This is a genomic window from Citricoccus alkalitolerans (assembly GCF_039528175.1).
GTDB lineage: Bacteria > Actinomycetota > Actinomycetes > Actinomycetales > Micrococcaceae > Citricoccus > Citricoccus alkalitolerans.
Window position 1 is genome coordinate 866,981 of the sequence record NZ_BAAALH010000001.1, and the last position, 18,188, is coordinate 885,168.

Annotated in this window: 20 protein-coding genes, 4 tRNA genes and 1 riboswitch; of the genes, 17 read left to right on the top strand and 7 right to left on the bottom strand. The window is 68.6% G+C overall.

The window, feature by feature from the left end; genetic code table 11:
* The first annotated feature begins 10 nt into the window (after window positions 1–10).
* The 3 genes from ABD134_RS03860 to ABD134_RS03870 all read left to right on the top strand — a co-directional run bounded on the left by ABD134_RS03860 (window position 11) and on the right by ABD134_RS03870 (window position 2,226).
* Window positions 11–691 carry an HIT family protein gene (locus tag ABD134_RS03860; protein ID WP_344226864.1) on the top strand — a complete coding sequence of 227 codons (681 nt, stop codon included), beginning with the start codon at window positions 11–13 and terminating at the stop codon, window positions 689–691.
* Window positions 691–1,320, top strand: a complete 630-nt coding sequence (gene pgsA / locus ABD134_RS03865) for a phosphatidylinositol phosphate synthase (protein ID WP_344226866.1) — start codon at window positions 691–693, stop codon at window positions 1,318–1,320. The genes ABD134_RS03860 and pgsA overlap by 1 nt, the downstream gene beginning before the upstream one ends.
* A gap of 150 nt (window positions 1,321–1,470) precedes the next feature.
* Window positions 1,471–2,226, top strand: coding sequence for a GOLPH3/VPS74 family protein (locus tag ABD134_RS03870; RefSeq protein WP_344226868.1), 756 nt, complete (start codon window positions 1,471–1,473; stop codon window positions 2,224–2,226).
* 47 nt (window positions 2,227–2,273) lie between these two features.
* On the opposite strand, the gene ybaK is transcribed toward ABD134_RS03870, so the two are convergent.
* The 3 genes from ybaK to ABD134_RS03885 all read right to left on the bottom strand — a co-directional run bounded on the left by ybaK (window position 2,274) and on the right by ABD134_RS03885 (window position 4,373).
* The gene (gene ybaK, locus ABD134_RS03875) at window positions 2,274–2,777 is read right to left on the bottom strand and encodes a Cys-tRNA(Pro) deacylase (RefSeq protein ID WP_344226871.1); all 504 of its coding nucleotides are present in this window, start codon (window positions 2,775–2,777) and stop codon (window positions 2,274–2,276) included.
* 40 nt (window positions 2,778–2,817) lie between these two features.
* Window positions 2,818–3,285, bottom strand: coding sequence for a SufE family protein (locus ABD134_RS03880; RefSeq protein ID WP_344226873.1), 468 nt, complete (start codon window positions 3,283–3,285; stop codon window positions 2,818–2,820).
* Window positions 3,286–3,425: 140 nt separating this feature from the next.
* A complete protein-coding gene (locus ABD134_RS03885) occupies window positions 3,426–4,373 on the bottom strand; it encodes a sulfurtransferase (protein ID WP_344226875.1) in 948 nt (315 codons plus the stop codon).
* A gap of 163 nt (window positions 4,374–4,536) precedes the next feature.
* Here ABD134_RS03885 and zapE point away from each other — a divergent pair, with 163 nt between their 5' ends.
* Entirely contained in the window at window positions 4,537–5,625 is a 1,089-nt protein-coding gene (zapE, locus tag ABD134_RS03890) for a cell division protein ZapE (RefSeq protein WP_378108364.1), read from the top strand.
* A 129-nt stretch (window positions 5,626–5,754) separates the two neighbouring features.
* On the opposite strand, the gene ABD134_RS03895 is transcribed toward zapE, so the two are convergent.
* The 4 genes from ABD134_RS03895 to ABD134_RS03910 form a co-directional block, all read right to left on the bottom strand.
* Window positions 5,755–5,831, bottom strand: a tRNA-Gly gene (locus ABD134_RS03895).
* 35 nt (window positions 5,832–5,866) lie between these two features.
* A tRNA-Val gene (locus ABD134_RS03900) sits at window positions 5,867–5,938 on the bottom strand.
* Window positions 5,939–6,006: 68 nt separating this feature from the next.
* Window positions 6,007–6,077, bottom strand: a tRNA-Cys gene (locus ABD134_RS03905).
* An 18-nt stretch (window positions 6,078–6,095) separates the two neighbouring features.
* Window positions 6,096–6,169 (bottom strand) — tRNA-Gly (locus ABD134_RS03910).
* Window positions 6,170–6,338: 169 nt separating this feature from the next.
* Here ABD134_RS03910 and ABD134_RS03915 point away from each other — a divergent pair.
* From ABD134_RS03915 to hisF, 13 genes are all read left to right on the top strand, one after another.
* Entirely contained in the window at window positions 6,339–7,223 is an 885-nt protein-coding gene (locus ABD134_RS03915) for a PD-(D/E)XK nuclease family protein (RefSeq protein ID WP_344226879.1), read from the top strand.
* Window positions 7,224–7,228: 5 nt separating this feature from the next.
* Window positions 7,229–7,786, top strand: a complete 558-nt coding sequence (gene def, locus ABD134_RS03920; protein WP_344226881.1) for a peptide deformylase — start codon at window positions 7,229–7,231, stop codon at window positions 7,784–7,786.
* Window positions 7,783–8,844 carry a methionyl-tRNA formyltransferase gene (locus ABD134_RS03925; RefSeq protein ID WP_344226883.1) on the top strand — a complete coding sequence of 354 codons (1,062 nt, stop codon included), beginning with the start codon at window positions 7,783–7,785 and terminating at the stop codon, window positions 8,842–8,844. Before def ends, ABD134_RS03925 begins: the two co-directional genes overlap by 4 nt.
* Entirely contained in the window at window positions 8,841–10,523 is a 1,683-nt protein-coding gene (locus ABD134_RS03930; protein WP_344226885.1) for an RsmB/NOP family class I SAM-dependent RNA methyltransferase, read from the top strand. Before ABD134_RS03925 ends, ABD134_RS03930 begins: the two co-directional genes overlap by 4 nt.
* 8 nt (window positions 10,524–10,531) lie before the next feature.
* Complete coding sequence (gene rpe, locus ABD134_RS03935; RefSeq protein ID WP_344227667.1) at window positions 10,532–11,209, top strand: ribulose-phosphate 3-epimerase; 678 nt, start codon at window positions 10,532–10,534, stop codon at window positions 11,207–11,209.
* Between the two features lie 36 nt (window positions 11,210–11,245).
* A riboswitch (FMN riboswitch) is annotated at window positions 11,246–11,390 on the top strand.
* Between the two features lie 124 nt (window positions 11,391–11,514).
* Entirely contained in the window at window positions 11,515–12,222 is a 708-nt protein-coding gene (gene pnuC / locus ABD134_RS03940) for a nicotinamide riboside transporter PnuC (RefSeq protein WP_344226887.1), read from the top strand.
* Window positions 12,219–13,355 carry a bifunctional diaminohydroxyphosphoribosylaminopyrimidine deaminase/5-amino-6-(5-phosphoribosylamino)uracil reductase RibD gene (ribD, locus tag ABD134_RS03945; protein WP_344226889.1) on the top strand — a complete coding sequence of 379 codons (1,137 nt, stop codon included), beginning with the start codon at window positions 12,219–12,221 and terminating at the stop codon, window positions 13,353–13,355. The genes pnuC and ribD overlap by 4 nt, the downstream gene beginning before the upstream one ends.
* Before the next feature lie 61 nt (window positions 13,356–13,416).
* On the top strand, window positions 13,417–14,124 hold the full coding sequence (locus tag ABD134_RS03950; protein ID WP_344226891.1) for a riboflavin synthase: 708 nt from the start codon (window positions 13,417–13,419) through the stop codon (window positions 14,122–14,124).
* Window positions 14,121–15,554 (top strand): 3,4-dihydroxy-2-butanone-4-phosphate synthase, encoded by a 1,434-nt coding sequence (gene ribB / locus ABD134_RS03955; protein ID WP_344226893.1) that lies wholly within the window; start codon window positions 14,121–14,123, stop codon window positions 15,552–15,554. Before ABD134_RS03950 ends, ribB begins: the two co-directional genes overlap by 4 nt.
* Window positions 15,551–16,093, top strand: coding sequence for a 6,7-dimethyl-8-ribityllumazine synthase (ribH, locus tag ABD134_RS03960; protein WP_344226895.1), 543 nt, complete (start codon window positions 15,551–15,553; stop codon window positions 16,091–16,093). The genes ribB and ribH overlap by 4 nt, the downstream gene beginning before the upstream one ends.
* Window positions 16,094–16,163: 70 nt before the next feature.
* Entirely contained in the window at window positions 16,164–16,427 is a 264-nt protein-coding gene (locus ABD134_RS03965) for a phosphoribosyl-ATP diphosphatase (protein WP_159550850.1), read from the top strand.
* A gap of 70 nt (window positions 16,428–16,497) precedes the next feature.
* A complete protein-coding gene (gene hisG, locus ABD134_RS03970) occupies window positions 16,498–17,349 on the top strand; it encodes an ATP phosphoribosyltransferase (RefSeq protein ID WP_344226899.1) in 852 nt (283 codons plus the stop codon).
* A gap of 49 nt (window positions 17,350–17,398) precedes the next feature.
* Complete coding sequence (gene hisF, locus ABD134_RS03975; protein WP_344226901.1) at window positions 17,399–18,169, top strand: imidazole glycerol phosphate synthase subunit HisF; 771 nt, start codon at window positions 17,399–17,401, stop codon at window positions 18,167–18,169.
* Window positions 18,170–18,188 lie beyond the last annotated feature (19 nt).

The window sequence follows — 18,188 nt, forward strand, 5'->3', positions numbered from 1 at the left end:
CAGCGATCCCGTGACCGGGCCGGCATCGGGCGCCCTTCCCGACGCCGGCCCCGGCACCACGGGCGCGCACTCTCAGGGCACCGGACCGGCCGCGGAGAGCACCACTGCCACTGACGACTTCGAACTCGCCGGAACGCCGGACGGCTTCCAACGACTGTGGAACCCCCACCGGATGGCCTATGTCCGCGGGGGACAGGACCAGGTCAGCGGCGAATCCACCTGCCCGTTCTGTGCCGCCCCGGGCCGATCTGACGAGCAGTCACTGATCGTCGCACGGGGCAGGACGGCCTTCGTGCTGTGCAACCTCTACCCCTACAACGCGGGGCACCTGTTGGTGTGTCCCTACCGCCATGTTCCCGACTACACGGACCTCACCGTGGACGAGACCCTGGAGATCGCCCGACTGTCCCAGATCGGCATGACGGCACTGCGCGCCACGGCGAAGGCCACCGGCTTCAACCTCGGCATGAACCAGGGCAAGACCGGCGGTGCCGGCATCGCCGCCCACCTGCACCAGCACATCGTTCCCAGGTGGGGCGGCGACGGCAACTTCCTCCCGATCATCGCCGAGACCAAGAACATCACGGTGACCCTGGACACGGTCCGCGCGGCGGTGGCCGGAGCCTGGGCGGAAGCGGAATCCGCATTCGACACCCACCAGGCGACCACCGCCGCGGAACAGCGCGGCTGATGCTGAACCGCTACGCCCGGGCCCTGTTCACCCGGATCTTCACGCCGGCGGCCAGGTTCCTCCTGGCCCGCGGTGTCTCGGCCGATGCCGTGACCATCGTCGGGACCCTCGGCGTGGCACTGGGCGCACTGATCCTGTTCCCGTTGGGTGAACTGTTCTGGGGCACCATGGTCATCACCCTCTTCGTCTTCTCGGACGTGCTGGACGGGGTCATGGCCAGGATCGCCGGAACGACCGGCAGGTGGGGAAGCTTCCTCGACTCCACCCTGGACCGGGTCCAGGACGCCGCCGTCTTCTTGGGACTGATGCTCTGGTTCTTCGGCGCCGGAGACTTCTGGATCGCCGGCGTGGCTGCCGCCGCCAGCATGGCACTCGGCATGCTGGTGTCCTATGTCCGTGCCAAGGCCGAATCCCTGGGCTTCGACGCCAATACCGGCATCGCCGAACGGGCAGAACGGCTCGTGGTGACACTGGTGTTCGCCGGCCTGACCGGTCTCGGCCTGAACCCGTGGGTCCTGGCCGTGGTCCTCCTGATGCTGGCGGCCGCGTCCGCCATCACGGTGGGCCAGCGCATGGTCACGGTATACCGGCAGTCCCGGAGGGGCCGCGAGACCGACGGCGGTCAGTAGACCCGGCGCTCGACAGTCTGCCCCAACCGGAACTTCAACCGGAACTTCAACCGGAACACCGCCGATCTCCGCCGAAGACCCCGATCACCCCGACCGCCGCAGGTTCTCTCTGCCCTGCGCAATCGGTGTCTTCTGCGCCACAATGGGTGGATGAGCGAGCCCTTCACGGACAGCACTGAGGCTGTCACCGACCGACCGCTGAACATCCCCGAGTACTTCCTGCTGCTCTGCCTGGACGACGAGAAGGGCAAGCTCCTGCTGGACGGGCCGACCGTCGGGATGGGAATCGCTGGGGCCGCACTGGTGGAATTGGCCCGCCGGGGCCGGCTCGAGGTCACGCGGAGTACTGTGCGCTCAATCGAACATCCGCGACAGGTCTTCGCCGCTGATCCGACTCCGCCGGTCTGGGCGCACAGCACCGAGCTCGAGTGGCCGTTGGAGCAGGTGTGGGACATCATCCGCGCCTTCACCCGCCACCGCGACGCCGAGCAGTGGATCAACCGGTTCTCGCGCCAGACGCTCCGGGATGCCGTGGCGGCCTCGCTGGTGAAGCGGGGAGTCGTGGAGGAGGACGAGAGCACGGTGCTCTGGATCTTCCACCGGACGCGCTACCGGGAGCGTGACGAGCACTTCGAACACGAGCTGCGGGACAGGATCCGCGGTGTGCTCATGGAGGATCAGCCGGCCGACGACATCACGTGGCCGCTCATCTCGCTCATGCGCACCACCCGCCTGCTCCACCGGCTGTTCCCGGACGTGGACAAGGCACACATCCGCGCGGCCGCCGTCACCCCGGTAGGCAGCCCCGCCACGGAACTGTCCATGTCCGAGGCGCTCCTGGCGACGGAGAACGCCGTGGCCGAGGCCCTGACGGCGACCACGGGCGGGGCCTCAGCGCTCGACTGATCCCCGGACGGAGCAGTCCCACCGATTCGATTCCTCTACGGGTTCCCCTACAGAGCCGCGATCGGTGCGACGCGTGCCTGCGTCACCGTCACCAGGTCCTGCGGTTTCAGCCTCACGTCGAGCCCACGGCGGCCCCCCGACACCAAGACATGGTCCAGGGCCAGTGCCGAGGAATCAATGACCACAGCGGAGTGTTGCCGCTGGCCCATCGGCGATATCCCGCCCAGCACGTAGCCCGTGCGTCTCTGGGCTACAGCTGGCTCGGCCAGGGCGACCCTCTTGACCCCGAGCGCGGATGCCAGAGCCCGCAGATCGAGGGACCCGGCAACGGGCACCACACCGGCGGCCAGGGACTCGTCCGGAAGGGTCACCATCAACGTCTTGAACACCACGGCGGCGTCGAGCCCGAGCTTCTCGGCGGCCTCCTCGCCGAAGCCCTGGCCGGATCGTTCGTCATGCTCGTACTCCAACACCTCATGCGCGACGCCGGCCCGCTCCAGCACGCGCAGGGCGGGCGTCGACGCGGTAGGCGCGGGCCTCTTGCAGGCCATGGGGTGTCCGGCGTGTCCGGCGACTCGACCTGTTGCCGGCTCAGCCAGACAGCTGGTCCGCGATGTTGCGCTTGATGCGGCCGAGCATGGCAGACATGCCCCGCAGCCGCAGGGGAGTCAGGGCCTTCTGGAGGCCCAACCGGGTCGAGAGGTCCTCGGGGACGGCCAGGACCTCCGCGGCGGGCAGGCCGTTCAGGCTCTGCGACAGCACCGAGGCGAAGCCGCGGGAGGTCGGAGCCTCCGGCGGAGCGGAGACGAACAGGCGCACGATCGACTCGGGGGTGGGGCCGGCGTCGGGCGTGGGGTTCTCCAACTCCACGGCGAGGAACAGCGGCGTCTGGCACTCGACGACCTGCTCCATCTGGTCCTGGTGACCGGAATAGCGTTCGGGCAGGGCCGGCAGCTCCTCCGAGAACTCCAGCAGCAGTTCCAGCCGTTCCGGGTCCGGGACGGCTCGGAAGTCCTCGACGATCTCGTGGAGCTTCTCGGGGAGTTCGGTGGTGGTCATCGTGGAGTGGGTTTCCTTCCAGAGTGATCGGTGAAGGCCGGCAGAACCGGTGACGGGCGATTCTGTCCCTTAAACACCGCTGGGGTGCGATCTATGCCGCACCCCAGCCTAGCCCCGGATAGAAATCTGCCGGAGACCGGTCAGCGTCCGGCCGGTGCCTCGCCACGCTCTTCGCCCACGGCGATGGGCAAACGGACGGAGTTGCCCCACTCGGTCCAGGAGCCGTCGTAGTTGCGGACCTTCTCATAGCCGAGGAGGTGGCGCAGCACGAACCAGGTGTGCGATGACCGCTCGCCGATCCGGCAGTAGGCGACCACGTCGTCGGAGGTGCCGAGTCCGGCGTCGTTCCGGTAGATCTCCTCCAGTTCCTCGCGGGACTTGAAGGTGCCGTCCTCGTTGGCGGCTTTGGCCCACGGCACGGAGGCGGCGGTGGGGATGTGGCCGCCGCGCAGGGTGCCCTCCTGCGGGTAGCCGGCCATGTGGGTGGTCTCACCCGTGTACTCGAGCGGGGAGCGGACGTCTACCAGGGGCTTGCCGAAGTGGCCCAGCACGTCCTCACGGGAGGCGCGCTCGGTGGAGTCGTCGCGCTCGATCACTGGGTAGTCGACTTCGGTCACCGATGGGACCTCCCGGGTCGTCTCGCGGCCCTCGGCGATCCACTTGTCACGGCCGCCGTCCATCAGGCGGGTGTCGGCGTGGCCATAGAGCGTGAAGACCCACAGTGCATAGGCGGCCCACCAGTTGGACTTGTCGCCGTAGAACACCACGGTCGTGTCCCGGCTGATGCCCTTGGAACCGAGGACGCGGGCGAACTCCTCCGGACCGACGAAGTCCCGGGAGACCGGATCGTTTAGCTCGGTGTGCCAGTCGATCTTGAGGGCGCCGGGAATGTGGCCGGTGGAGTAGAGGAGGGTGTCCTCGTTGGACTCGAGGACCACAATGTTCTCGTGGCTCCCACCCTGAGCATGATCGGCGACCCACTGGGTGGACACGAGCTTCTCCGGATGCGCATAACCGGAGAAATCGGGGGAGGGGTCAGCGGCGGGGCGAACGGACGAGTCAGGCGAACTGGATGATTCAGTGGTCATTCTCATACATTACGCCACGGGGCCCGGTGGTAATTGGTGAGGGTTGCCTTCATTGAAATCGGAGGACATCGGCAGGAGGCCCCCGCCGGTAGAGTTACCGTCGTCATGGCCGGGTCGCACCGCCTGACCCAACCCGTCACACCCCATCAGGATGGAGCCGCCCGTGGCTGAGACCGTTCACCTCGCAGACCGCACCCCCCAGGTGTCCGCCGAGGACCTGCTCGCCGGCTTCCACCCCTCCTACCGGTTCGGCGAGGTCTCCTTCGACACCTACATCCCGGACCCAGCCCACCCGTCACAGGCCGAGGCCGTGAGCCGCCTGCGCGACTTCGCCGCCTCCATCAAGGGCGCCAAGGGCAACGGCAAGGGCGACGGTGGGGGACTGTTCGGGTTCCTCAAGGGTGGCAGGTCCGGCTCAGGCGGAAAATCCAAGGGCACGACGTCGGCCGCCGGCATCTACCTCGACGGCGGCTTCGGCGTGGGCAAGACCCACCTGCTGGCCTCCACGTGGCATGCTGCACCGGGCCCCAAGGCGTTCGGCACGTTCGTCGAGTACACCAACCTCGTCGGCGCGCTGTCCTTCCGCAAGGCAGTAGACGTCCTCAAGGAGTACACCCTGGTCTGCATCGACGAGTTCGAGCTGGACGATCCCGGTGACACCGTGTTGATGTCACGACTGATGCGCGAGCTCTCGGACGCCGGGGTGAAGCTCGTGGCCACGTCCAACACCTTGCCCGGTTCGCTCGGTGACGGGCGCTTCGCGGCCCAAGACTTCAAGCGGGAGATCCAGGTCCTGGCCGATCAGTTCGATGTGATCCGGGTGGACGGTGACGACTACCGCCACCGTGGCCTGACCGCGGCTCCGGACCCGCTGGAAGACGACCAGCTGCTGACGGTGCTGGCCGATCGCTTCCCGGACGCCGGCGTCGTGTCCGAGGACTCCTTCGAGGATCTGACCGCCAACCTGTCACGGGTGCACCCGAGCCGCTACCGCAAGCTCGTGGAGGACGTCGATGTGATGGTGCTGCACCACGTGGAGACCATCACCGAGCAGGCCATGGCCCTGCGCTTCGTGGTCCTCGCCGACCGACTGTATGACAAGGACGTGCCGGTCATCGCCTCTGGCGTGCCGTTCGACCGGCTGTTCACCGAGGAGATGATGAGCGGTGGGTACATGAAGAAGTACTTCCGCACCGTGTCACGCATGACCGCCCTGGTCCGGGAGGGTCAGATGGGGGAGACGGGGCTGTAGCCCGAACGGCTCCCGGCTGGCTGATCGCTGCTGGCCGGGGCCGTTCAGTCGCGAACTCCCCGCGAACAGAAGATCCCCCGATGACGGTGACCGTCGTCGGGGGATCTTCTGGTGGTTCACATTCTTCAGTGGAGCGGATGACGAGATTCGAACTCGCGACCTCCACCTTGGCAAGGTGGCGCTCTAGCCAACTGAGCTACATCCGCAGGACCAGGATAGCCTCGAAAGGAGGATCAGTCCGTGCGCGATACTGGGATCGAACCAGTGACCTCTTCCGTGTCAGGGAAGCGCGCTACCGCTGCGCTAATCGCGCCCATGGGCTCCGGCTAACCGGAACTTCTGAGTTGCAGGTGCCCATCCTAGCGGATGGAAACCGATGCGAGGTGGGGACGGGATTCGAACCCGCGTACACGGCTTTGCAGGCCGTTGCCTCGCCTCTCGGCCACCCCACCAGGGATTGGAGACTTGCGAGCGGATGACGAGATTCGAACTCGCGACCTCCACCTTGGCAAGGTGGCGCTCTAGCCAACTGAGCTACATCCGCACAGAAAACTGGTGACCGGAAAAACCAGTCACCGTGATTTCCAACGAGAGATGACTCTAGTGCACGTCAGGTGGGAACGTCCAATCGGGAGCTGTTCCGGCGTGTTCCGGGCCGTAGCCCCTGCCGGCCGGCCGCTAACGTGTCCGTCGCAGTGGGAGAATAGATCATCATGACCCAACCTCAACTCGCCCACCAGACCGAATACGGACGCATGTATGCGCGGAGTCTGTCCGGCGTGCCCGAGGTTCCGTCCATCACCACGGTGATCTCGCAGCAGAACACCGATCTCAGTGGGTGGGTCGGCCATATGGCGGCGACCGCCGTCATCGAGGACCCCCGGTTGTCCCAGGCGGTCGGCTCCAAGCCACAACTGAAGACCGTGGCCAGGCAGGCCTCGACTGCGGCCGAACGCTACCGGGACGAGGCTGCCGCCCGCGGGGACCGTGTCCACAACTACGCCGAGCAGGTCGGGCTGCACGCCCTCGGCAAACCGCACCAGATGGCCCAGATGCGCGCGCTGCTCGCCGAGCATGGGGAGGGTGCCTACGCTGACCGGTTCGATGAATGGTGGGACCTCTACGACGTCCGGCCCCTCGCCACCGAGATCACCGTCTGGAACGGCACCGTCGGATACGCCGGGACCCTGGACCTGGTGGCCACCATCGGCGGCCGCACGTGCATCATCGACTACAAGACCAAGGGCACCACGCGGGACGGACGCGTCAAACCCCTTGACGCGAAGGTCGTCATGCAGCTCGTGGCCGGGCTGAAGGCGGAGGAGTCCCTCGTGGACCCCGTGGCCGGGACCTGGGAGCCGTGGAGGTACGGTGATGCGCCAGTGCTGCTCGGAGTGGCCGTGGGGCAGACAGAGGTCGTCGCCCACCAGGCCAACCCCGAGGTGTTGCCGGACCATTGGCGCAAGTTCTGGTCGCTGCGCCAGGTCTGGGGGTACTCCCAGGCCGCGGATGGCGCCGGCCCGGCACTGCGACCCATCGGCCCTCCGCCCGCATCCTCCGTGTCAGCAGCCCCGGTGCCCGGGGCGCGGATACAGTAGTCGCCGTGACTGTCCTGCCCATCCGCACCATTCCCGATCCCGTGCTGCGCACCCTCGCCGATCCCGTGCCGGTCGGCCGTCAAAACCTTCACCAACTGGTGCAGGACATGTTCGAGACCATGGACGACGTCGGCGGTGTGGGTCTCGCTGCCCCGCAGGTCGGCGTGGGGTTGAGGATCTTCACCTTCGATGTGGAGGGCCAGCGCGGCCACGTGGTCAATCCGCTCCTGGAGACCTCGGGGGAGAAACTGACCGAACCGGGGGAGGGCTGCCTGTCCGTGCCGGGACTGCGCTACCACCCCGAACGATTCGCCGAGGCCACCGTGACGGGTGTCGACCAGGATGGAAGTCCTGTGAGCTATCGAGGCGAAGGTCTGACCGCTCGCTGCTTCCAGCACGAGGTCGACCACCTGGAGGGCATGCTCTACATCGACCGACTCAGCGGTGAGGACCGCAAGGACTCCCGCCGCAAGCTCCGCGACCCCGGCTACGGCCGCATCACCGGTTCCACCCGGGCTGACCGTGCGGCGACGATCAGCTCCAGCTTCGGAGGATCTCTTTGAGCGCTGCACCGAACACTGAACCGAGCGGCAATTCCACCTACCGGATCCTGTTCGCCGGAACCCCGGACACCGCCGTCCCGACGCTGGACGCCCTGGTGGACGCCGGCTTCACGATCGCCGCCGTACTGACTCGTCCGGATGCGCCGGTGGGTCGCAAGCGCGTCCTGACCCCCTCGCCGGTGGCCGCCCGTGCCGCGGAGCTGGGCCTGCCGATCCTCCATGCCTCCCGCCTGACGGGCGAGGCCGGCCGGAAGACCCTCGACCGGATCGCCGCGCTGGACCTGGACGCGGCCGCCGTCGTGGCCTATGGCGCCCGGGTACCCACCGCCGGCCTGGACCTGCCGCGCCACGGCTGGGTGAACCTGCACTTCTCGCTGCTGCCCGCCTACCGGGGTGCCGCACCGGTGCAGCATGCCGTGATCGACCAAGCACCTCAGACCGGTGCATGTGTCTTCCAGCTGGAGGAGGGGCTCGACACGGGGCCCGTGTTCTCCTGCCTGGCGCGTGACCTACAGCCCGGCGAGACGTCCGGCGAGGTGCTCGCCGACCTGGCTGTCTCGGGAGCGGATCTGCTCGCGAGCACCCTGGCGGCGATCTTGGCCGGCACCGCCACCGCCGAACCGCAGAGCGGCGAGTCCAGCCTCGCCCCCAAACTGGACCAGGCCGACGGGTTCGTGGACGCCGCACGGCCGGCGGCCGCCGTCGCCGCCCGGATCAACGGCACCACGCCGGAACCCGGCGCCTGGGCCCTGCTGGAGGTGGAGTCGGAGGCAGAGGTCTCGCCGACACAGCAGCGGGTCAAGCTCCTCGGAGCCATCCCGGAAGACCTTCCCGTGGGCGCCGCTGAGCTGCCCCCTGGGGGCCCGACCCCCGGCCACCTGCACCGCGGCCGCAAGACGGTGCATCTGCAATGCGCGGATGGGGCGGTGCGGTTGGTGCAGGTCCAGCCCGCCGGCAAGAAACCGATGTCCGTGGCCGATTGGGCGAGGGGACTGCCGGAGGGCGCCCGGTTCCAGGCGGGATCCACAGCAGAGTCAGCGACTGAAGGAACACGATGAGCGAGCAGGGCAAGAGCCGCCGGTCAGGGCAGCCAGAGAAATCAGGCCAACCAGGTCGGCCGGAGCGCCGCAACGAGCAGCGCCGCAATGAGCAGGGCCGCACCCGCAACCGCGGTACCTCCGGCGGCCCCCGGCAGTATTCGGCGTCGGCACCCTCCCAGCGTCGCCGGTCAGCGGACCCACCCCGGTTGGCGGCCTTCGAGACGCTGACCGCGGTCAGCAGGGACGACGCCTACGCGAACCTCGTGCTGCCGGGGCGGATCGCCGCCCACCGGCTGGACAAGCGCGATGCCGGCTTCGCGACCGAGCTGACCTATGGCGCCCTGCGGGGGCAGGGCTTCTATGACGCCGTGTTGGCCACCTGCGTGGACCGGCCCCTGGACCAGCTCGACCGTCCCGTCCTGGATGCCCTGCGGCTGGGCGCCCACCAATTGCTTGGTATGCGGGTGCCGTCCCACGCGGCCCTGGACTCGACGGTGTCCCTGGTGCGCAATCAGATCGGTACCGGCCCTTCCGGCCTGGTCAACGCCGTGCTGCGCAAGGTCACTGCCCAGGACCGCGAGGCGTGGCTGGACCAGCTGGCTCCCGTGGACGAGCAGACCGGTGCCGCCTCGGACGCCGCCCTGGCCATCCGGCACTCCCACCCGCAGTGGATCATCCGTGCCCTGCGTCAGTCGCTGGCGAACCACGGGCGCCCGGCTGACGGGAGGACAGCCGAACTCGAGGCACTCCTGGAGGCGGACAATGCCGCCCCGGTCGTCAACCTGGTGGCACTGCCCGGATTGGGTGATCTGCGGCCCGTGCTCGAGGCCGGCGCGGAACCCGGACCGTTGGCACCGGGCTCGGCTCTCTACCGGGACGGCGACGCCGGCCGGTTGCCCGGGGTGAAGGAGGGCACCATCCGCGTGCAGGACGTGGGCTCCCAGCTCACGGCCCGTGCCCTGGCGGTGGTCCCCGTGGGCAGGACCGCGACGGGTGCGCAGGGTGGATCCGGGGACGCGGACGCGGACGCGCCGGAACGTTGGCTCGACCTCTGCGCCGGCCCCGGCGGCAAGGCGGCCCTGCTGGCGGCGTTGGCGCGCGAACAGGGAGCGACCCTGCTGGCGAACGAGCCGGCCGAGCATCGGGCCAGGCTCGTGGAGAACGCACTGGCCGCCGTGCCGGGTGGAGCTCGTGGGGCTGATGCAGGCAGCACCTGGTCCATCCGCTGCGGAGACGGCCGGGACCTGGGGACGGAGCAGCCCGAGTCCTTCGACCGGATCCTGGTAGATGCGCCGTGCACCGGGCTGGGGGCCCTGCGACGCCGGCCGGAGTCCCGGTGGCGGCGCCAGCCCTCGGACCTGGGCCCCTTGACCGAGTTGCAGCGTCAGTTGCTGGACTCAGCGGTGGAGTCGCTGAAGCCCGGCGGCGTCCTGGGATACGTGACCTGCTCACCCCATCCGGCCGAGACGGTGTTCCAGGTTCAGGATGTGCTCAAGCGCCATGCCGGGCTGGAGCTGCTGGACACCACCGGCTATCTGACCGCAGTGGCACCTGCTCTGAAGGATGCTGGCAGTGAGCCGACTGCGCCCCCTGCCGATTCGGGAGCCAACTCCGCCGGCAACACCAGCCAGTTGTGGCCACACCTGCACGCCACCGACGCCATGTTCATGGCCCTGTTCCGGAAGGTGGAGTCGTGAGTCACGCCATGCCCCACCATGCGGAGCATTCCCGCGGCATCCACATCCACCCGTCCATCCTGTCGGCAGACTTCGCCCGGCTGGCCGAGGAACTCGCGCGGATCCGGAACGCGGACGCGGTGCACGTGGACGTCATGGACAACCATTTCGTGCCGAACCTGACGCTCGGCCTGCCCGTGGTCCAGGCCATCCGTCGAGCCACCGAGCTGCCCCTGGACGTGCACCTGATGATCCAGGACGCCGATCGTTGGGCGCCCGACTACGCGGAGGCCGGTGCCGAGTCCGTGACCTTCCATGCGGAGGCGGCCGGGGCGCCCATCCGGCTGGCCCGGGAACTGCGTTCCCACGGGGCCAAGGCGGGCATGGCGCTGAAACCGGCGACCGCCGTCGAGCCCTATCTGGACATGCTCGAGGAACTGGACCTGCTGCTGCTCATGACCGTAGAACCGGGTTTCGGCGGACAGCCGTTCCTCGACGTGGTCCTGCCGAAGATCCGGCGCGCCCGGGAGGCGCTGGACGGTTCCGGTGTGCCGGTCGCCCTGCAGGTGGACGGCGGCGTGACCCGGGACACCATCATGCGTGCCGCCGAGGCCGGTGCGGACGTGTTCGTGGCGGGCTCGGCCGTCTACGGGGCAGAGGACCCCGAGGCCGCAATTGACGAATTGAGAAGCGCTCCGCTCCGCTGAGGGCGGACACCGGGTGCGTTGTGGCACAATCGAATCAACGTGCTCCGGGGTCGGTGTAAATCCGAACCGGCGGTCAAAGTCCGCGACCCGCGCGTCGATCCACACCCGTGGCCATCGACCAGCGGTTGAACCGGTGGAATTCCGGTACCGACAGTTAAAGTCTGGATGGGAGAAGCACGTGCAGCACCGCCGTTCCGGTGGGTGCGGTTTCGCGGTAGCCGATTCGGGCTATCCGGGGCCGTTCCATGGGAGGGGCGAATCCGCAGCATGATCCCCCGGAGCCGCCGCGTTCCGAAGGAGGATTCATGGATGTCATGCGGTGGCTCGTCGAACTCTTCAATTGGTACATCCCGGTCGCCGGCGGCGGCCTGTTGATGCGAGAAGTGGTCGGCAACATCTTCGGTCTGGCCTCGGCCCTCGGCGGCATGCGCCGCAAGGTCTGGGCGTGGCCCATCGGCATCATCGGCAACGTCATCCTGCTCACGGTGTTCCTGTCCAGTCTGTTCGGTGGGGCGGACACAGCGAACCTGCTGGGCCAGGCCGGCCGTCAGATCATGTTCATCACCGTCTCGGTCTACGGCTGGGTGCAATGGCGCCGGGCCAAGGCTGAACGCGCCGGTGACGACACGGCTATCGCCCCGCAGTGGGCCGGCGTGAAGGCCCGCATCGGAATGGTCGCCGGTATGGTCATCGGCACCCTCGCCCTCACGCCGCTGTTCACGGCCCTGGGGTCCTACGAGCCGGTCTGGGCGGATGCGTGGACCTTCGTCGGCTCACTCATCGCCACGTACGGGATGGCCCGTGGCTGGGTGGAGTTCTGGCTGGTCTGGGTCGCGGTCGACGTGGTCGGGGTGCCCCTGCTCTTCAGCGCCGGCTACTACGCGAGCGCGTTCATGTACATGTTCTACGGGGCCTTCACCCTCGTCGGCTTCTTCGTCTGGGTCCGTGCCAAGGCGAACGAGAAGCCCGAGGTCGAGACGGTCATGCCGGATCCGACGGTGCGCGTCCCATGAGCACGTTGGAGATTGCCGACACCACAATTGCCGGTCCCGAAGACGCCCTGGCCCTGGCCGTGGCGCAGGCCCTCCGGGGAGTCCGAGGTGCCAATCCGCTCGTGGGGGCGATCATCACCGCCCCAGACGGCAGGGTGCTCGCCTCCGGATACCACCGTGGCCGCGGCACCGCCCATGCCGAGGTCGAGGCCCTGGCCGGATTCAACGGGTTCAACGAGTCCAGCTCGACCTCGGGGTTCGATCCCGCCGACTCCACGCTGTGGATCACCCTGGAGCCCTGCGACCACACCGGCACCACCGGCCCCTGCACCGAGGCCATCCTGGCCTCGGGAATCCGTACCGTCCGGTATGCGGTGGCGGACCCCACCGGGCCCGACGGCGGCGGCGCGGCCCGGCTGCGCAGCGCCGGCCTCGACGTGGGCCAGGTCGACGCGGAGCAGGCGCGCCGTGCCGGGGCGGCCGACCTCAACCCACGGTGGATGTTGGCCCGCGACAGCGGACGTCCCTTTGTCACGGCACATCTTGCCCAGTCCCTGGACGGCCGCGTGGCCGCCGTGGACGGCACGAGCCAGTGGATCACCGGACCCGAATCCCGGCGGCATGCCCAGAGTGTGCGCTCCCGGGTGGACGCGATCATCGTCGGGACCGGGACCGTGCTGACGGACGATCCGCGACTGACGGCCCGGGATGCGGCCGGCCGTGACCTGCCCCGGCAGCCGGTCCCGGTGGTGCAGGGTCGTCGAGCCGTTCCCGCCGGGGCCGCCCTTCGGGGTGGCGACTCCTGGCTCCATGTCGAGGACCATGACCCTCAGGTGGTACTGGATCGACTGACCGCTGGAGACAACGCCGCAGGCACCACCGTCTCTTCAGCGTGGCCCCACGGCGGTACCCGCCCGGGCCATGTCCTGATCGAGGGCGGCCCCACCGTGCTGTCGGCCTGGATGGGAGCCGGGCTCGTCGATGAACTGTTCCTCTACCAGGCCCCACTGATCCTCGGCTCCGGACTAGCAGGACTCGACCTGCCCCAGCACACCACCCTGTCCCACGCCCTGCACCTGACGCTGGACGCAGCCGAGAACGGCGCCATCAGTCGGCTCGGCGACGATGTCCTGCTCCACTATGCGGCCCCCTAGGGGCCGAGCCGCGAACCGCGCGGACCCCACGACCCACCACGGACTCCCCGGAGGGAACCCCATGTTTACCGGAATCATCACTGAGCTCGGCACCATCACCGAGCTCGAGCACCACCCGGACCAGGACTCGGCGCGGCTCACCATCCACGCACCGGCCTCGAGTGTCGACCTTCCCCTCGGAGGATCCCTCGCGGTCAACGGCACCTGCCTCACCGCCACGGGGGTGTCCACCGGCTCGGTCGCCGTCGACGTCATCGGTGAGACGTTGCACCGGACCGCCATCGGTGGCCTGCAAGCGGGAGACCGGGTCAACCTGGAACGCTGCATGCCGGCCGCGGGCCGCTTTGACGGTCATATCGTGCAGGGCCATGTGGACGGAACCGGGACCATTGCCAAGATCGAGGTCCACGGATCGTGGCGCCAGGTTCGCATCGCCCTGCCCGCCGGTTTGGGCCGCTATGTCGCCGAGAAGGGATCCATCGCCGTGGACGGCGTCTCCCTGACCGTCACGGCCGTCAATGACGTGAACCGGCCTTCGACGTCAGAAACCCTGTCCGGGGCACCGGCGGGTGCTGTCAACGATTGGTTCGAGATCGGACTCATCCCCGCCACCCTGGCCGAGACCACGCTCGGCACCCGCACGGTGGGCGACCGGGTCAACCTCGAGGTCGATGTGGTGGCCAAGTACGCGGCCCGGCTGACGGACCATGACCGCGCGAATGCCAGTACCAGTGACAGTGGCAAGGCATCGCAGGAGGTGACGGGATGAGTGCCCAGGCAGCACCAAACCACCAGCCGATCCACCTGGACTCGATCGAGTCGGCGATTGCGGCCATTTCGGCCGGTCGGGCCGTCGTCGTGGTGGATGACGCAGACCGCGAGAACGAGGGCGACATCGTCTTCGCGGCGGACGCCGCCACCCCGGAGATCGTGGCCCTGACCGTGCGCTACACCTCCGGGGTGCTGTGCGCGCCGATGCCGGCCGACGTCGCCGAACGCCTTTACCTTCCGCCCATGACCGCACGCAACGAGGACCCCAAGGGCACCGCGTACACCGTGTCCTGTGATGCGATCGCCGGCACCACCACGGGCATCTCCGCCGCGGACCGTGCGATCACGCTCAAGGTGCTGGCAGACCCCTCGGCCACCGCCGACCTGGTCAGCCGACCCGGGCATGTCTTCCCGCTGGTGGCGGCGGCCGGCGGGGTGGCCGAGCGGCGTGGACACACCGAGGCGGCCGTGGAACTGAGCCGGCTCGCCGGGAGGGCCCCGGTGGGGGCCATCGCCGAACTCGTCAACGACGACGGCTCCATGATGCGACTGCCCGACCTGCGCCGCTTTGCCGATCGGCACCGCTTGCCGCTGGTCTCGATCGAGGACCTCGTCGGGTATCTGACCACCGAGGGCGACGAGCATCGTGAGGTCCGAGGTGTCGGGCACGGCGGTGGATCCACTCACGGGTCCGCCCTGAGCAACGGTGCCGAGCCAGCGGACGACCCCGACACCAGCACGCCGACGGTGAACCTCCCGACCCGCTACGGCACGTTCCAGGTGTCGGTCCACCCCGACCAGGAGACCGGTGCCGAGCACGTGGTGCTCCAGGCTCCGGGGGCCGGGACCACCCGGCTGGACCGGAGCCCGCTCGTCCGGCTGCATTCGGAGTGCCTGACGGGGGACGTCTTCGGATCGGAACGCTGCGACTGCGGCGACCAACTCGACCACGCCCTGCGGCAGGCGATGGCCGAGGGTGGGACGGTGATCTACCTGCGCGGCCACGAGGGGCGGGGGATCGGTCTGGCCAACAAGATCCTGGCCTACGCACTGCAGGACTCCGGACTCGACACCGTCGCCGCGAACGAGCATCTCGGCCTGCCCGCCGATGCCCGCAGCTACCGGTCAGCCGCCGCGATCCTGCGCCGGCTCGGACTGGACCGCATCCGGCTGGTGACCAACAACCCGGACAAGTCACAACAGCTGGAACGAGAGGGGATCGAGGTGGCGGAGATCGTCCCGAGCCCCGCGCCGGTCACCGAGCACAACCGCGGCTACCTGACCACCAAGCGGGACCGCATGGCGCACCGGCTCTCCGGCGACCTCGTACCGCGGCAGGCGAGCACGACGCCCGCGTCGGCAGCCGCGTCACCTGCAGCAACATCACCAGCAACCACACCACCCACAACCACAGGAGATACAGCATGAGCGGTCATGGAGCACCCCAGGGACTGGGCGCGGCTCTCGGCGAGGAACTCGCCGGGAAACTCACGACGGCGGCCGGCGCCACGGACGCGAAGGGCCTCCTGCGCGTCGCCGTGGTGGCGGCCCAGTGGCATGAGCAGGTCATGGAGGGGCTGCTGGCCGGCTCTCGACGAGCAGCCGCGGAGGTGATGGCTGCAGCGGAGTCGGCGGCAGGAGCGGGGATCGAGGTCGTGGAGATCCGCGTCCCGGGGACCTTCGAACTGCCCGTGGCGGCGGCCCGGCTGGCTCCCCGCTTCGACGTGATCGTGGCTCTCGGCGTCGTGATCCGGGGCGGGACCCCGCATTTCGACTATGTCTGCTCCGGGGCGACTCAGGGCCTGGTGGACGTGTCCGTGCGGACTGCGACCCCCGTCGGATTCGGGGTGCTGACCTGTGACACCGAGGAACAGGCCCTGGACCGGGCCGGGCTCGTGGGATCGAACGAGGACAAGGGGTATGAGGCGTTCCAGGCGGCCGTCCTGACGGAGCTGGCGCTGCGCTGAGCGGTGGCCTCTGCGTCACATTGGACGGACGCGGTCAGGGGCACTGCCCAGCGGTGGCTACGCTGGGAGGGTGAAAACCTTCGATGAACTCTTTGCCGAGCTGAGCCGGAAGGCCGAGACCCGGCCGGAAGGGTCCGGGACCGTTGCCGAACTCGACTCCGGAGTCCATGGGATCGGCAAGAAGGTCGTGGAGGAGGCCGCCGAGGTGTGGATGGCCGCCGAATACGAGTCGAAGGATGAGGCGGCCGAGGAGATCTCCCAGCTGCTCTACCATCTGCAGGTCATGATGATCGCCAAGGGCCTGACCCTTGAGGACGTCTACCGCCACCTCTGAGGATTCCCGGCCTACGCCGACCACCTCACCATCCGCCGCACCACCCACCACACCAGGAGAACCAGCACCCATGCTGCGCATCGCCGTTCCCAACAAGGGCGCCCTGTCCGAGGCCGCCCGAGACATGCTCCAGGAAGCCGGATACCTCCAGCGGAGGGACTCCAAGGAACTGGTCATGATGGACCCGGAGAACCAGGTGGAATTCTTCTACCTGCGGCCCCGTGACATCGCCGTCTACGTGGGACAGGGCACCCTGGACATCGGTCTGACTGGGCGCGACCTCTTCCAGGATGCCCAGGTTGGCGGGTCCGCGGAGGAGATCATGGCCTTGGGCTTCGGCAAGTCCACCTTCCGCTTCGCCGCCCCGATCGGCCGGTTCTCCTCGCAGGCCGACCTCGAGGGCAAGCGCATCGCCACCAGCTATGACGGTCTGCTCGAGGACTACCTCGCCACTCAGTCCGTGAAGCCGGAGATGATCGTGCACCTCGACGGCGCCGTGGAGTCCTCGGTCAACCTGGGCGTCGCGGACGCCATCGCGGACGTGGTGGAGACCGGCAGCACGCTCAAGGCAGCCGGCATGGAGACCTTCGGGGAACCCATCATGCAGTCGGAGGCCATCATCATCGGTCAGAGCGGGCGCCGCCCTGAAGGCCTTGATGTGTTGCTGCGGCGCCTGCAGGGTGTCCTGGTGGCCCGCCGCTACGTCATGATCGACTACGACGTGAGCCGGGCGAACCTGGATCGGGCCTCGGCCGTGACCCCCGGCCTGGAATCGCCGACCATCTCCCCGTTGCAGGACGAGAACTGGGTCGCAGTCCGTTCCATGGTCAAGAAGGGGGACACCAACAAGGTGATGGACGAACTCTATGACCTCGGCGCCCGCGCCATCCTGGTCTCCGCCATCCACGCCATCCGCATCTGATCGGTCCGCATCTGATCGCCCCGACCCCGAACCACCCGAGGAAGTGCCCATGTCCGTTGCCGTACGCGTGATCCCCTGCCTGGATGTCGATGCCGGCCGGGTCGTCAAGGGTGTCAACTTCGCGGCCCTGCGGGACGCCGGCGATCCGGTCGAATTGGCCCGCCGCTACAACGAGGCTGGCGCCGACGAGCTGACCTTCCTGGATGTCACCGCCTCCACCGCCGACCGTGGGACCACCTACGAGGTGGTCTCCCAGACCGCTGAGGAGGTCTTCATCCCGCTGACCGTCGGCGGCGGCGTGCGCACCGTGGACGACGTGGCCCGGTTGTTGAGGTCCGGCGCGGACAAGGCGTCCATCAACACCGCGGCCGTGGCCCGGCCGGACGTCATCAACGAGATCACCCAGCGCTTCGGATCCCAGGTCCTCACCCTGTCCCTTGACGCCCGCCGCACGGACGACCCAGCGGTGGGCTCAGGCTACGAGGTCACTACCCACGGCGGGCGCCAGGGCACGGGAACCGATGCCGTCGAGTGGTGCCGGGAGGCCTCCGGGCGCGGTGTGGGGGAGATCCTGTTGAACTCCATCGACGCCGACGGGACCAAGGAGGGTTTCGACCTGGACATGATCCGCGCCGTCCGCGCCGTGACCACCGTGCCCCTCATCGCCTCCGGGGGTGCCGGTGCGCCGGAGCACTTCCCGCCGGCCATCGAGGCCGGGGCGGACGCCGTGCTGGCCGCCTCCATCTTCCACTTCGGACCCGTGGACATGATCGCCCGGGTCAAAGCCGCCATCAGGGAGGCCGGCTATCCCGTCCGCTAACGTCCCCGTTCCCTCCCCG